Source organism: Flavonifractor sp. An52 (assembly GCF_002159385.1).
In the GTDB taxonomy this organism is placed as follows: Bacteria; Bacillota; Clostridia; order Oscillospirales; family Oscillospiraceae; genus Flavonifractor; species Flavonifractor avicola.
On record NZ_NFIB01000028.1, the window covers coordinates 1 to 14,430 of the forward strand.

Annotated in this window: 10 protein-coding genes; 8 read left to right on the forward strand and 2 right to left on the reverse strand. The window is 59.9% G+C overall.

Annotation, left to right across the window (positions count from 1 at the left end; all coding sequences use genetic code 11):
* Positions 1 to 74 precede the first annotated feature (74 nt).
* Together B5G06_RS10775 and B5G06_RS10780 are read left to right on the forward strand one after the other, a co-directional pair.
* Positions 75 to 1,217 carry an acyl-CoA dehydrogenase gene (locus B5G06_RS10775; protein ID WP_087189073.1) on the forward strand — a complete coding sequence of 381 codons (1,143 nt, stop codon included), beginning with the start codon at positions 75 to 77 and terminating at the stop codon, positions 1,215 to 1,217.
* 221 nt (positions 1,218 to 1,438) lie between these two features.
* Positions 1,439 to 2,152 carry a FadR/GntR family transcriptional regulator gene (locus B5G06_RS10780; protein ID WP_158094698.1) on the forward strand — a complete coding sequence of 238 codons (714 nt, stop codon included), beginning with the start codon at positions 1,439 to 1,441 and terminating at the stop codon, positions 2,150 to 2,152.
* A 59-nt stretch (positions 2,153 to 2,211) separates the two neighbouring features.
* Here B5G06_RS10780 and B5G06_RS10785 read toward each other — a convergent pair whose 3' ends face one another.
* Positions 2,212 to 3,717: an N-acetylmuramoyl-L-alanine amidase family protein gene (locus tag B5G06_RS10785; protein WP_087189075.1), complete on the reverse strand. Its 1,506-nt coding sequence runs from the start codon at positions 3,715 to 3,717 to the stop codon at positions 2,212 to 2,214.
* 191 nt (positions 3,718 to 3,908) lie between these two features.
* Here B5G06_RS10785 and B5G06_RS10790 point away from each other — a divergent pair, with 191 nt between their 5' ends.
* Positions 3,909 to 6,155: a hydratase gene (locus B5G06_RS10790; RefSeq protein ID WP_087189076.1), complete on the forward strand. Its 2,247-nt coding sequence runs from the start codon at positions 3,909 to 3,911 to the stop codon at positions 6,153 to 6,155.
* A gap of 56 nt (positions 6,156 to 6,211) precedes the next feature.
* On the forward strand, positions 6,212 to 8,311 hold the full coding sequence (locus tag B5G06_RS10795; RefSeq protein ID WP_087189077.1) for a glycogen debranching protein: 2,100 nt from the start codon (positions 6,212 to 6,214) through the stop codon (positions 8,309 to 8,311).
* Positions 8,312 to 8,353: 42 nt separating this feature from the next.
* On the opposite strand, the gene cls is transcribed toward B5G06_RS10795, so the two are convergent.
* Positions 8,354 to 9,886 carry a cardiolipin synthase gene (cls, locus tag B5G06_RS10800; protein ID WP_087189078.1) on the reverse strand — a complete coding sequence of 511 codons (1,533 nt, stop codon included), beginning with the start codon at positions 9,884 to 9,886 and terminating at the stop codon, positions 8,354 to 8,356.
* Between the two features lie 381 nt (positions 9,887 to 10,267).
* Here cls and purE point away from each other — a divergent pair, with 381 nt between their 5' ends.
* The 4 genes from purE to purF are packed head-to-tail and all read left to right on the forward strand — an operon-like array spanning position 10,268 to position 14,418.
* A complete protein-coding gene (gene purE, locus B5G06_RS10805) occupies positions 10,268 to 10,759 on the forward strand; it encodes a 5-(carboxyamino)imidazole ribonucleotide mutase (protein ID WP_087189079.1) in 492 nt (163 codons plus the stop codon).
* Between the two features lie 37 nt (positions 10,760 to 10,796).
* Positions 10,797 to 11,516 carry a phosphoribosylaminoimidazolesuccinocarboxamide synthase gene (purC, locus tag B5G06_RS10810; protein ID WP_087189080.1) on the forward strand — a complete coding sequence of 240 codons (720 nt, stop codon included), beginning with the start codon at positions 10,797 to 10,799 and terminating at the stop codon, positions 11,514 to 11,516.
* A 3-nt stretch (positions 11,517 to 11,519) separates the two neighbouring features.
* Positions 11,520 to 12,941 carry an amidophosphoribosyltransferase gene (locus B5G06_RS10815; RefSeq protein ID WP_087189081.1) on the forward strand — a complete coding sequence of 474 codons (1,422 nt, stop codon included), beginning with the start codon at positions 11,520 to 11,522 and terminating at the stop codon, positions 12,939 to 12,941.
* A 52-nt stretch (positions 12,942 to 12,993) separates the two neighbouring features.
* Complete coding sequence (gene purF / locus B5G06_RS10820) at positions 12,994 to 14,418, forward strand: amidophosphoribosyltransferase (RefSeq protein ID WP_087189082.1); 1,425 nt, start codon at positions 12,994 to 12,996, stop codon at positions 14,416 to 14,418.
* Positions 14,419 to 14,430: the final 12 nt, after the last annotated feature.

Genomic DNA, 14,430 nt, shown 5'->3' on the forward strand with positions numbered 1-14,430 from the left:
CCCCTGCTCCCCTCTCCCCTCTCCCTTCCGCCGGTTACACCGTTCGCCGCCCATGATAGAAGGAGTGCTGTTTTATGAATTTCAAATTCAACGAAGAAGAACAGGAAATCATTGATATGCTCCACGACTTTGCCGTCAAGGAGGTAGCCCCTCTGGCCGCCGAGATCGACGAGCAGGAGCGCTTCCCCGAGGAGACCTGGCACAAGCTGGCCGACATGGGCATGATGGGCATTGCCTATCCTGAGGAATACGGCGGCGCCGGTCTGAACTATCTGACCTACATCGCCTGCTGTGAGGAGCTGGCTAAGCACTGCGCCACCACCTCCGTCATGGTGTCCGCTCACTCCTCCCTGTGCTGCTGGCCCATCGAGCATTTCGGCACCGAGGAGCAGAAGCAGAAATATCTGCCCGCTCTGTGCTCCGGTGAGAAGCTGGGCGCCTTCGGCCTCACTGAGCCCGGCGCTGGCACCGACGCCGCCATGCAGAAAACCACCGCCGAGGATAAGGGCGATCACTGGCTCATCAACGGCTCCAAGATCTTTATCACCAACGCCGGCTATGCCTCCGTGTTCGTCATCTTCGCTATGACCGACAAGTCCCTGGGCACCAAGGGCATTTCCGCCTTTATCGTGGACCGGGACACCCCGGGCTTCAGCGTGGGCGCCCACGAGAAGAAAATGGGTATCCGCGGCTCCTCTACCTGCGAGCTGATTTTCGACAACTGCAAGGTACCCAAGGAGAACCTGCTGGGCGAGGTTGGCAAGGGCTTCAAGATTGCCATGATGACCCTGGACGGCGGCCGCATCGGCATCGGCGCCCAGGCGCTGGGCATCGCTCAGGGCTGCATCGACCAGACCGTGAAGTACACTCAGGAGCGCATCCAGTTCGGTAAGCGCATCAGCCAGTTCCAGAACACCCAGTTCCAGCTGGCCGATATGCAGACCAAGGTGGACGCCGCCCGTCTGCTCATCTACCGGGCCGCTCAGGCCAAGCAGGATGGCGAGCCCTACAGCCATCTGGCCGCCATGGGCAAGCTCTTCGCCTCCGAGACCGCCAGCGACGTGACCCGCCGCTGCGTGCAGCTGGTGGGCGGCTACGGCTATACCCGTGAGTATCCCTTTGAGCGCATGATGCGCGACGCCAAGATCACCGAGATCTACGAGGGCACCTCTGAGGTCCAGCGTATGGTCATCTCCGGTTGGATGGGCGTCAAATAATTTCCCTTTTGTGAATAAACCGCTTGCCCGGTTTATTCTCGCGGACCTGCTCCGCGTATCGTCTTCCTCCATATGAACGCAGAGACACCGACAAGGCCGATCCATCCTTGCCGGTGTTTCTGTCTTCTCTCCAAATCTGGTCCTGCGGGTTGCAGTTGTGTCGTGATATTTTTTATGATATAATAGTTAGGTTATAGAAAATGCTCGAATTTGGAGGCTCCATGAACGAACGATCGGAACGCACCTATGAAAAGGTAGTCAATTATATCCAGAGTGAAATCTGGAAAGGCAATCTGAAACGGGGTGAGCACCTGCCCCCTGAACGGGATCTGGCCGAACTGCTGGGCGTCAGCCGCAATTCCGTCCGGGAAGCCCTGCGCACCATGAGTCTGATGGGCTTTATCTCCAGTGTCCACGGTGCTGGCAACTTCCTCACCTGCGACCTGGAACAAAACCTGAGCGCCAGTTTCCGCATGATGCTGCTGCTGGGTGAGACCAACTACCTGCAGGTCAGCCAGCTACGCCGCGGTCTGGAAAGTGAGACCGCACGTCTGGCCGCCAACCGTATTCTGCCCGGCCAGGCCGCCCGCCTGATGGAACTGGCTGTAAAAATGCGGGATGAAACGGATGCAGAAAAGGCCTCCCACTATGACCAGGAATTTCACAACCTGCTGTGCGACGCCTCGGGCAACAAGTTGATCCGCTCCCTGTTCGGCGCTATCCGGGCCACCGTAAATGATTTTATCGGCACCGTCTACGTCCGTATCATGGAGGACAAGGAACAGGCCTCCCTCCTGCACAACGCCCATATCCAACTGGCCCAAGCCCTGGCCGACCATGACGAGCTGGCCGCCATCCGGGCCACCTTCACCCACTTTGAGGTGGTCAACACCTCCATCCAGAAGGATGAACTGGCCGGGCGCAAGATTTTTTGATCCTTCTCACAAAAAAGCCGCGTTTCCTCTGTTCTATCAGAGAAAACGCGGCTTTTTCTTTATGTTCCGGCCTTCAGATAGGCCTCCACGCCGTCGGCAATACCCAGGGCAATCTGCTGCTGATAGTCGGGGTCACACAGCCGGGCCAGCTCCGCCGGACAGCTCATAAAACCCGTCTCCACCAGCACGGCGGGCATGGTGGTCTCTCGCAGCACCTGGAAATTGGCGGAGGGAGTCCCCCGTCCGATGCCGCCGGTGGCGGCTACTACCCCGGCCTGCACCTGCTTGGCCAAGGCCTCACCCCGGGTGCTGTTGGGATAATAATAGGTAAAGATCCCCTCATAATCCGTCCGGTCCAGGGCGTTGCAGTGGATGCTGACAAAGACCTCCGCCTGGGCGGCGTTGGCCATTTTGGCCCGGTCGGCCAGGCTCACCGAGTCATCCCCTGTCCGGGTAAGTACCACGTTGTACCCCCGCTCCTCCAGGATATCTGCCAGCATCAGGGACATGGGCAGGGTCAGATCTTTTTCCTTTACATCATTTCCATTTTCATCGGGATAGACCGCACCCGGCTGATTGCCGCCGTGGCCGGGATCAATGGCAATGGTAATCTTGCTCGGATCCAAAGGGGGCACCTCCGGCTCTTCCGGCACATCGGTGACGCTGACCCGCACCTGATTCCCACCGGAAGATACGGACAGATGCTGTGCATAGCTGACACCGGAGGCCAGATCCAGCACCACCCGCAAGGTGTGGGGATACCCGTAGCCCAGATCATCCCTGTGCTGGGAACAGCGGATCTTCTCAATGGCGTCGCTCTCCACCTGGAGAGTCAGATCTTTCCCTACCGCCGGTGCGTACACCGCCCCCAGCAAGTCTATGGCCAGCCGGTCCCCCAGGTCCACAATGCGGTACTTGGGCGTATGGTCGGCGGTGATGGTAAAGGTCTGCTCCTCCTCATCAAAGGACAACTCGGTAATCCACCCCAGATCTCCCTCCTGGGGCTGGGTGGGGTCTGGCTGCTGAGGCTCCTCCGGGGAGGTAATGGCCACTGTAGCCGTCTCCCCCACCCATTCCACACCGGCCCCCAACTGCTCAGACACAAAGCGGAGAGGTACCATGGTGCTCTCCTTGCCATCCCACATGACGCCGCCGGCGGGCACTCCGTCGGGCAGCTCCACCGCCTGACCGTCCACCAGGGCCGTGGCGCTGCCTGCCGTCAGTACAATGGTGCTCTCCTCCCGCAGGATGATGATCTGCCGGGTCTCAGGCACCCAGGTCACTGTAGCGTCCAGTGCCTCGGAGATGAGCCGGACAGGCACCAGGGTACGGCCGTTGGTGCTTCCCTCCGGATAGTAGGCCAGCGCCGGCACGTCCTCCGGTATCAACGCCTCCCCGTCCAGAGTCAAATTGACACGATCAGTCACAGTGGGTTCACTGTAACGCTGGCTCACCTCATCGTAAAACCGGACGGTGATTTGCTCCGTCCCCGCCGCCATAGCGGCCGGAAATAGTCCAACTACCACCGCCAGCAGCAAAAACAGCGTAAATATGCGTTTCTTCATGGTATGCTCCTTGCCAGAACTGGGATATCTTCGACATATTTTATCCTATTTCCCATAGAGCCGTCAAGAAAACACCGGCAGAAAAAGTTGACATAAATTTCATCATCCAGAAAATGACGGACAAAGCTCTTGCACTTGCAAGAAAAAGTTGGTATGATGAAAGATAATTCAAGAGCATCGGAGGGAATCATATGCTGAACATCACCCGTCAGGGCGTCTACTATAAAAACAACGCCTTTGTGCCTGTCCAGGACGGCCCCGCCGCCGACCTGCCCGCTCCCGAGGAGGCAAAGAAAGGCACCATGGCCTATTCCATTCTGAAGGCCCATAATACCAGCGATTTTATGGACAGTCTGGCCATCAAGTTTGACGCCATGGCCTCCCATGACATTACCTACGTCGGCATCATCCAGACCGCCCGGGCTTCCGGCATGAAGGAGTTCCCGCTCCCCTATGTGCTCACCAACTGCCACAACTCCCTGTGCGCCGTGGGCGGCACCATCAATGAGGACGACCATGTGTTCGGTCTGTCCGCTGCCAAGAAGTACGGCGGCGAGTTCGTCCCCGCCCACCAGAGCGTGATCCACTCCTATATGAGAGAGCGGTACGCCGCCCCCGGCAAGATGATCCTGGGCTCCGACTCTCACACCCGCTACGGCGCCTATGGCACCATGGCCATCGGTGAGGGCGGTCCCGAGCTGGCCCGGCAGCTGCTGGAAAAGACCTACAACATCAGCTATCCCAAGGTCATTGCCATCTATCTCACCGGCGCCCCCATCCCCGGCGTGGGTCCCCAGGACGTGGCCCTGGAGCTGATCCGCTCCACCTTTAAAGACGGTACTGTCAAGAATGCCGTCATGGAGTTCTTCGGCCCCGGCGTGGCCAACCTGTCCATGGACTACCGCTCCGGCATCGACGTCATGACCACTGAGACCACCTGCCTGTCCTCCGTGTGGGTGGCCGACGACACCCTGAAGGACCACCTGGCGGTGCTGGGCCGCGGCGGCGAGTTCAAGCCCCAGGCCCCCGCTGACGGCGCCTACTATGACGGCGTCATCCATGTGGAGCTGGACAAGATCCGGCCCATGATCGCCCTGCCCTTCCATCCCTCCAACGCTTACACCATCCAGGAGTTTAAGGAGAACATGGCCGACCTCCTCCACCAGGTGGACGAGGACACTATGCGCCAGCTGAAGCTGAAGAGCAAGCCTGCCTCCCTGCTGGACAAGATCGTGGACGGCAAGTTCATGGTGGATCAGGGTGTCATCGCCGGCTGCTCCGGCGGCACCTATCAAAACATTGTCCGGGCAGCCCAGGTGCTGGACGGCCACGCCATCGGCTCCGACGCCTTCTGGCTGTCCGTCTACCCCACCAGCCAGCCCGTCAACCTGGAGCTGACAAAGCGTGGCTACATCGCCTCCCTGATGGCGGCTGGCGCCTCCATCCGCTCCTGCTTCTGCGGTCCCTGCTTCGGCGCCGGCGACGTGCCCGCCAACGGTGCCTTCTCCATCCGCCACTCCACCCGCAACTTCCCCAACCGGGAGGGCTCCAAGCCCTCCGACGGCCAGGTGTCCTATGTGGCCCTGATGGACGCCCGCTCCATCGCCGCTACCGCCCTCAACGGCGGCGTGCTCACCGGAGCCGACGAGCTGCCCAATCCCCCCGTTGACCCCGCCGTGGAGCCCTTCGCCTATGACGACACCCCCTACAAGGCCCGGGTGTACTTCGGCGTGGGCAAGGCTGATCCCAGCCAGGAGCTGGTCTTTGGTCCCAACATCGCCGACTGGCCGGAGCAGGTTGCTCTGCCCGACAACCTGCTGCTCACCGTTTGCTCCGCCATCTATGATCCCGTCACCACCACCGACGAGCTAATCCCCTCCGGCGAGACCTCCTCCTACCGCTCCAACCCCATCAAGCTGTCTGAGTTCGCTCTGAGCCGGAAGGATCCCCAGTATGTGCCCCGGGCCAAGGAGATTCTGGCGGTGGAGAAGCTGCGCCGTACCAACCCCGAGGCCCCCGAGGTGAAGGAGGCCCTGATGGGCCACAATCCCGCCAACACCGGCCTGGGCTCCCTGGTGATGGCCCTCAAGCCCGGCGACGGCTCCGCCCGTGAGCAGGCTGCCTCCTGCCAGCGTGTGCTGGGCGGCGTGGCCAACCTGGCCGCTGAGTACGCCACCAAGCGTTACCGCTCCAACGTGGTGAACTGGGGTATGCTGCCCTTCATCAACGAGGACGTAAAGGACTGGAACATCCAGCCCGGCGACAAGCTGTACATCCCCGGCGTCCGCACCGCCCTGGACAGCGGCGCCGATGTCATCCCCGCCGTCCTTATCCAGAACGGTACGGAGCACACCGTCACCCTGAAGCTGCCCGGCATGACCCGCGAAGAACGTGATATTGTTTTGGCGGGCTGCCTCATCAACTACTACGCCAAATAAAAGCCGGGGCGCTGCACACCGATGCAGCGCCCCTCTTTTTTAAAGGAGACTTTCCCATGGTCCCAAAGCCCACCCCCCTTCTGCCCGCCAAACCCCTGGCCGCCACCAACAACATCTCCGGCTTCCGGGTGCGGCCCGGCCTGTTTCTGCTGAATGGCGCCAACGTGGTGCCCGGCGGAGTCAGCTTCACCATCCACTCCATCAACGCCACCTACTGCGAGCTGTGCCTCTTCCGCCGCACCCAGCAGGAACCCTTTGCCATCCTGCCCTTCCCGGAGAACTTTCGTATCGGCAACACCTTCTCTATGATCGTCTTTGACCTGGACATCTACGAGATCGAATATGCCTATCGGATGGACGGTCCCAATGACCCGGACCGGGGCCTGCTCTTTGACAAAACCAAATACCTGCTGGACCCCTATGCACGGGCGGTCACCGGCCAGAGTATCTGGGGCGTGAACCAGACCCCCGGCTGCTCCTACCACGCCCGGGTGGTGGAGGATATCTTTGACTGGGGGGACTTCCACGACCCCCATCTCCCCTTCCGGGATATGATCATCTATGAGACCCACGTCCGGGGCTTTACCCAGCATCCCTCCTCCGGTGTCAAGCACCCCGGCACCTTTGAGGGCCTGCTGGAGAAGCTGCCCTATCTGCTGGAGCTGGGGGTCAACACAGTGGAGCTGATGCCCATCTTTGAGTTTGACGAGATGGCCGACGAGCGCATCGTGGACGGCCGCCAGCTACTCAACTACTGGGGCTACAACACCGTCTGCTTCTTCGCCCCCAACACCAGCTACACCGCCACTCCGGAGTTCAACCACGAGGGCACCCAGCTCAAGCATCTGATCCGCACCCTCAACGAGCACGGCATTGAGGTTATTCTGGACGTGGTGGTCAACCACACCGCCGAAGGCAACGAGCAGGGCCCCTTCTTCTCCTTCAAGGGTCTGGACAACAACATCTACTATATGCTCACCCCCGACGGCAAGTATTATAACTTCTCCGGCGTGGGCAACACCCTCAACTGCAACCATCCGGTGGTGCGTCAGTTCATTCTGGACTGCCTGCGGTATTGGGTGGTGGAGTACCGGGTGGACGGATTCCGGTTTGATCTTGCCTCCATTCTGGGCCGGGACACCGACGGCGCTCCCCTGTCTGAGCCGCCCCTGCTGGAGAGCCTGGCCTTCGACCCCATTCTGGGCCGGGTGAAGCTCATTGCCGAGGCCTGGGACGCCGGCGGACTGTACCAGGTGGGGTCCTTTCCCTCCTGGAACCGGTGGGCAGAATGGAACGGCAAGTACCGGGACGACCTGCGCTGCTTCCTGAAGGGAGACGGAGGTCTGGCCTGGGCGGCAGTCCAGCGTATCACCGGTTCCGCCGACCTGTATCCCCCCTCCCAGCGGCAGAACGCCTCGGTGAACTTCCTCACCTGCCACGACGGCTTTACCCTGTACGACCTGTACTCCTACGACGTCAAGCACAACGAGGCCAACGGCTGGGGCAACACCGACGGGGCCAACGACAACAACAGCTGGAACTGCGGCGTGGAGGGGGACACCGAGGACCCGGCGGTGCTGTCCCTCCGTGACCGGCTGATGAAAAACGCCTTTGCCGTGCTGCTGTGCAGCCGGGGCACCCCCATGTTCCTGGCGGGTGACGAGTTTGCCAACACCCAGTTTGGCAACAACAACGCCTACTGTCAGGACAACGAGATTTCCTGGCTGGACTGGTCCCGGCTGGAAAACCATCAGGACCTGTTCCACTTTGTCTCGCAAATGATCGCCTTCCGCAAAGCACACCCCATTATCCGCGGAGAGACCGCCCCTGCCCGGTGCGGCTGGCCCTCGGTGTCCCTTCACAACGGGGCAGCCTGGAACGCCAAGATGGATGAGCAGACCCGGCAGATCGGCGTGCTCTTCACCGGCCGGAACCAGGACGACACCGCCGACGACCTGATTCTGCTGGCGGTCAATTCCCACTGGGAGGCACATTGGCAGGGCCTGCCTGAGCTGCCCTCCGGCTTGCGGTGGAGTCTGGTGCTCCATACCGCCTGCCCCGATCCCTTTGCCGCCGGTCCTCTGTTCAGCGGCAATGGACTTCAGATGGGTCCCCGCTCGGTGGCCGTCTTTCATGCGGTCAGCGGACGCAGTTGACACAAAAAAGCCTGCCGGAAATTTTCCGGCAGGCTTTTTCTGTTACATCAAGGGGGCGAAGAGCCGCAGCAGTGTCCGGCCCAGACCCAGCTTCCTGCCCCGGTAATCCTCTGTGACCTCCCGGCACTGGGCAAAGGTCTCCACAAAATCCTTCCCCACATCTTCCACCGCCTTGCAGTCATAGAGGAACACACCGTTTTCAAAGTGGAGATACAGGCTGCGATAATCCAGATTGATGGTACCCACTGCCGCCGTCTCCCCGTCGCACAGCATCATCTTGGCGTGGCAGAAGCCGGGGGTATACTCAAAAATCCGCACGCCACGGTCCGCCAGGCATCCATAATAGGAGCGGGTCACCTTGTAGACCAGCGTTTTATCCGGGATACCGGGAGTGATGATCCGCACCTCCACCCCCCGCATGGCCGCCAGGGTCAACTCCGAGATGAGCTCGTCGTCCAAAATCAGGTAGGGCGTAATGGCATATACATAGTCCTTGGCGTTTTTGACCATATTCAGGTAGACCGTCTCCCCAACCTGTTCATTGTCCAGAGGGCTGTCCCCATAGGGGACCACCACACACCGCTCTCTGGCCTGATAGTCCACTTTGGGCAGGTAGGGGGCAAAGTCCTTGTCGGTCTCCTTGATTCCGTTCCACATGGTCAGAAACATCACCGTCAGACTGGGCACCGCATCCCCCGTCAGCTTGACCCCTGTGTCTTTCCACCAACCAAAGGGATGCGTCAGGTTAAAGTACTCGTCCGCCAGATTGTAACCGCCCGTAAAGCCCACCTTGCCGTCAATGACGGTAATCTTCCGGTGATCCCGGTTGTTCATAAAAATATTGAGTACCGGCATCAGGGGATTGAATACCCGGCACTGGATGCCCAGCTTTTCCATCCGCTTGATGAAAGCCGGGCTGATAAAGCCCATGCTGCCCATGTCGTCGTACAGCAGCCGCACTTCCACACCCTGCCGGACCTTCTCCACCAGAATCTCCTCCAGGCCGTGGAAGGATTGGGAGTCCTCAATGGCGTGGTACTCCATAAAGATAAAGTGTTCGGCCTGCCGCAAGGCCTGCTTCTGGGCCTCCAGTCCTTCTTCCGCCGTGGCATAATACTCTACGTCGGTGTTCTCATAGGCCGGAAACCCGGCCCGTCGTGAGAGATAGCGCAGCTGATTGGCGATCCCCTTGTCCTGCTCCTCCATCCGGGCCAGCACCGTCTCACCGTCAGGCAGGAGGTCCTGGGTCCGCTGCTGGAGGCGCTCAAACCGCCGGCGCATGACACGGGTACAGTTGGGACGTCCAAACATCAGATAGATGCACAGGCCCATCACAGGGAAAAAGAGGATCAAAATGATCCAGGAGGCCTTCATAGGGCCAGTCATCTGTTTGCCATAGAGATTGAGCACCACCAGGAAGGCCAGCACGCTGGTGATAAGAGAGGCAGCATAATAATAATCGTTGAGCAGCAGTACCAGCCCTACGATCCAGGCCACCTGGAGCAGTACGCTGAGAGCCACGAACAGCGCTCGTCCCACACTGTTTTTTACCGTCTCGTTCCGGCTGGATTTCACTCGGGCCGCCTCCCCTTTTCGACGGATTCTTCCTATGGCAAGTATAGCCTCTGCCGCTCCGGAACGCAACCTCTTTCGGCGCGGTTCCTCTCTTCTTCCACAACGTACCCCTTCCTTTTTTCGTCAAAGTTGTATAACAAGACAAAAATCCACCAGTGCCCTTGCCAAGCACAAAAAAATCCGATATTATTTTACATGAATCAAACAAATGGGGAGGTACGGGGATGTCATCACTGCACTGGTTTTACGCAAACTGGCGATCCATCCACGGCACCAACCTGTCCAACCTCAGGGTCTGAAACCGTCAGGGCATCCGTATACCGGATGCCCTGATTTATTTTTTCCAGCCCTGAAAAATTTTTAGGTATACAGGAGGGTCTTATGAGCAAAAAAGTTGCTGTTGTCATGGGTTCCGACTCCGATCTGGACACCATGCGCCCCTGCATCCAGCGTCTGCAGTCCTTCGGCATTCCCGCTGAGGTCCGCATTATTTCCGCCCACCGCACCCCTGCCGCCGCTGAGGAACTGGCCTCCCACGCCATGGAAAACGGTTTCGGTGTTATCATTGCCGCTGCCGGCAAGGCCGCCCATCTGGCCGGTGTGCTGGCCGCCTACACCACCCTGCCCGTCATCGGCGTTCCCATCAAGACATCCATGATGGGCGGTCTGGACTCTCTGCTGTCCATGGTCCAGATGCCCAAGGGCATCCCCGTGGCCTGCGTGGCGGTGGATGGCGCTGACAACGCCGCTATCCTGGCCGCTCAGATGCTGGCCCTGTCCGATCCCGAACTGACCGACAAGCTGGTCCAGTTCAAGGCCCGCATGGCGGAAGAAGTGATGGAAAAAGACCGCCATATTGTAGAAAAACTGTAATCAAATCAATTTAGAATAGAAAAAGGAGCATCACGTCATGGCTTACGAGAAGAAAGAGCAGCTCTACGAAGGCAAGGCTAAGAAGGTTTTCGCCAGCAACGATCCCCAGGTGGTCATTGTGTCCTACAAGGACGACGCTACCGCTTTCAACGGCCTGAAGAAGGGCACCATCACCGGTAAGGGCGCCATCAACAACCGCATGACCAACAACCTGATGCGCCGCCTGGAGGAGAAGGGCGTGCCTACCCACTATGTGGAGGAGCTCAGCGACCGCGAGACCGCCGTGAAGAAGGTATCCATCGTCCCCCTGGAGGTCATTATCCGCAACATTTCCGCCGGTTCCTTCGCCAAGCGCTATGGCGTGGAGGAGGGCATCGTGTTTGACGAGCCCACCATCGAGTTCTCCTATAAGAACGACGACCTGGGCGATCCCCTCATCAACGACTATCACGCTCTGGCCCTGAAGCTGGCCACCAAGGAAGAGATCGAGCTCATCAAGAAGTACGCCTTTGCTGTCAACGACCTGCTGAAGGGCTTCATGAAGGAGATCGGCATCGATCTGGTGGACTTCAAGCTGGAGTTCGGCAAGACCGCCGACGGCACCATCGTGCTCGCCGACGAGATCTCCCCCGACACCTGCCGCCTGTGGGATGAGAAGACCCATGAGAAGCTGGACAAGGACCGCTTCCGCCGGGATCTGGGCGGCGCCGAAGAGGCCTATGAAGAGGTCATGCGCCGTCTGATGGGGGACAAGTAAGGCATGGGCGGTTTCTTTGGCACTATCTCTAAGCGCGACTGCGTCATGGACGTGTTCTTCGGCACCGACTACCATTCCCACCTGGGTACCAAGCGGGGCGGCATGGCGGTCTATGATCCCAAGATCGGCTTTCAGCGCCAGATCCACAATATCGAGAACACCCCCTTCCGTACCAAGTTCGACAAAGACCTGGCCGAGTTCAAGGGCTGTTCCGCCATCGGCTGCATCAGCGACACCGACCCTCAGCCCCTCCTGGTACGCTCCCATCTGGGTCTGTACGCCATCATTACGGTAGGCATCATCAACAACTCCGAGGCGCTGATTGAGCGGTACTTTTCCGACCATGGTCACCAGTTTATGGCCATGAGTTCGGGTAAGGTGAACGCTACCGAGCTGGCCGCCGCCCTCATCAACCAGAAGGACGACCTGGTGTCCGGCATCCGCCACGCCCAGGAGGAGATCGATGGCTCCTGCACCATGCTCATCCTCACCCCCGACGGCATCATCGCCGCCCGGGACAAGCTGGGCCGTCTGCCGGTACTCATCGGCCAGAACGACGAGGGCTGCTGCGTCTCCTTTGAATCCTTCGCCTACCACAAGCTGGGCTACATCGACGCCTACGAGCTTGGCCCCGGCGAGGTGGTCAAGGTAACCGCCAGAGGCTGGGAGACCCTGGCCCCTGCCGGAGACAAAATGAAGATCTGCGCCTTCCTGTGGACCTACTACGGCTACCCCAACTCCAACTACGAGGGAGTCAACGTGGAGGTTATGCGCTACCGCAACGGCGAGATCATGGCCCGGGACGAGGTCCAGAAGGGCCAGCTGCCCAAGGTGGACTACGTGGCCGGTGTGCCTGACTCCGGCGTGCCCCACGCCATCGGCTTTGCCAACCGCAGCGGTAAGCCCTTTGCCCGCCCCTTCGTCAAATACACCCCCACCTGGCCCCGTTCCTTCATGCCCGCCAATCAGGCGGCCCGCAACCAGGTGGCCAAAATGAAACAGATTCCCGTGCCCGAGCTCATCGAGGGCAAGAAGCTGCTCTTTGTGGACGACTCCATCGTCCGCGGCACCCAGCTGAGGGAAACGGTAGAATTTCTCTACGAGTCTGGTGCTGAAGAAGTTCATATGCGCTCGGCCTGCCCCCCCATCATGTACGGCTGCAAATATCTGAACTTCTCCCGCAGCAACTCCGACATGGAGCTGCTGGCCCGGCGCACCATCCAGAACCTGGAGGGTGACGAGGGGCAGCAGCATCTGGAGGAATATGCCGACTCCTCCACAGAGCGAGGCCAGTGTATGCTCAAGGCCATCTGTAAGGAAATGGGCTTTGATTCCCTGGGCTATCAGTCTCTGGATGGCCTGCTGGAGGCCATCGGCATTGACCGCGACAAAATCTGTACCTACTGCTGGACCGGCAAGGAATAACCGGTCCGTCCGGTTTCCACGTCCAAGCCCCTGACGCAAAGGAAGAAAAGCCATGGCAACAATTCATGAAGAATGTGGTGTTTTCGGCGTATGTGTGGCCGGTATGACCCACGCCGCCTCTGTTACTTACAACGCGCTCTATGCCCTCCAACACCGGGGCCAGGAGAGCGCCGGTATGGCCATCAATGACGATGGCGTCATCACCAGCCACAAGGACGTGGGACTGGTCAGCGAAGTATTTACCCCTGAAGTTCTGGAGCACCTGGGTCCCGGCAGTATGGCCGTGGGCCATGTGCGCTACGCCACCACCGGCCGCAAGAGCCGTACCAATGCCCAGCCCATGGTCATCAACCATGTGAAGGGTTCCATGGCTCTGGCCCACAACGGCAACCTGACCAACGCCGCCGAGCTGCGGGAGAAGCTGGAGCTGTCCGGCGCCATCTTCCACACCACCAGCGACACCGAGGTCATCGCCTACACCATCACCGGCGCCCGGCTGAAAGCCCCCTCCATCGAGGAGGCCGTGTCCGCCGCCATGGATGTGATCCAGGGGGCCTATTCCCTGGTGCTCCTCTCCCCCCGCAAGCTGATTGCCGCCCGGGACCCCAACGGCTTCCGGCCTCTGTGCATCGGCACCCTGGACGGCGGCTATGTGTTCGCCTCGGAGAGTTGCGCTCTGGACGCCATCGGCGCCCACTTCCTCCGGGATGTGGAACCCGGCGAAATCGTCATCGCCGACCAGTCCGGCCTGCGGAGCATACGGACCCACTGCGGCAAGGCCAAGAGCAGCCTGTGTGTGTTTGAGTTTATCTACTTTGCCCGGCCTGACTCGGTGATCGACGGTGCCGGTGTCCATGAAGCCCGGCTGCGGGCTGGCGCCTTCCTGGCCCTGGAGCATCCGGTCCAGGCCGACATCGTGATCGGCGTGCCCGACTCCGGCATCGATGCCGCCATCGGCTATGCCCGGCAGTCCGGCATCCCCTACGGCACCGGCTTCATCAAGAACAAGTATATCGCCCGCACCTTCATCGCCCCCGGCCAGAAAAACCGGGAGGACAAGGTGCGTATCAAGCTCAACCCCATTTCCTCCGTTGTGCGGGGCAAGCGGGTAGTCATCATCGACGACTCCATCGTCCGGGGTACTACTTCCGCCCGCATCGTGGGGCTGCTGCGGGAGGCCGGGGCCACAGAGGTCCATATGCGGGTCTCCGCGCCCCCTTTCCTCCATCCCTGCTACTTCGGTACCGATATCGACTCCCGGGATCATCTCATCGCCTGCAATCACACGGTGGAGGAGATTGCCAAGATTATCGGCGCCGACTCCCTGGGCTACCTCAGCGTGGACAGCGTCCATAAATTGGCCAACGGCTGCGGCTGCACCTTCTGCGACGGCTGCTTCACCGGCAGCTATCCGGTGCCCGTGCCGGAAGCCCGGGAAAAATTCCGCTTTGAACAGAAAATCGGTCAAACCCAATAATCGAGGAGGTTT

Bases quoted from the DNA above. Each gene is read 5' to 3' on its own strand.
- B5G06_RS10775 (WP_087189073.1), top strand. From the start codon at position 75: ATGAATTTCAAATTCAACGAAGAAGAACAGGAAATCATTGATATGCTC.
- B5G06_RS10790 (WP_087189076.1), top strand. From the start codon at position 3,909: ATGCTGAACATCACCCGTCAGGGCGTCTACTATAAAAACAACGCCTTT.
- B5G06_RS10815 (WP_087189081.1), top strand. From the start codon at position 11,520: ATGGGCGGTTTCTTTGGCACTATCTCTAAGCGCGACTGCGTCATGGAC.
- purF (WP_087189082.1), top strand. From the start codon at position 12,994: ATGGCAACAATTCATGAAGAATGTGGTGTTTTCGGCGTATGTGTGGCC.
- purC (WP_087189080.1), top strand. From the start codon at position 10,797: ATGGCTTACGAGAAGAAAGAGCAGCTCTACGAAGGCAAGGCTAAGAAG.
- purE (WP_087189079.1), top strand. From the start codon at position 10,268: ATGAGCAAAAAAGTTGCTGTTGTCATGGGTTCCGACTCCGATCTGGAC.
- B5G06_RS10780 (WP_158094698.1), top strand. From the start codon at position 1,439: ATGAACGAACGATCGGAACGCACCTATGAAAAGGTAGTCAATTATATC.
- B5G06_RS10785 (WP_087189075.1), bottom strand. From the start codon at position 3,717: ATGAAGAAACGCATATTTACGCTGTTTTTGCTGCTGGCGGTGGTAGTT.
- B5G06_RS10795 (WP_087189077.1), top strand. From the start codon at position 6,212: ATGGTCCCAAAGCCCACCCCCCTTCTGCCCGCCAAACCCCTGGCCGCC.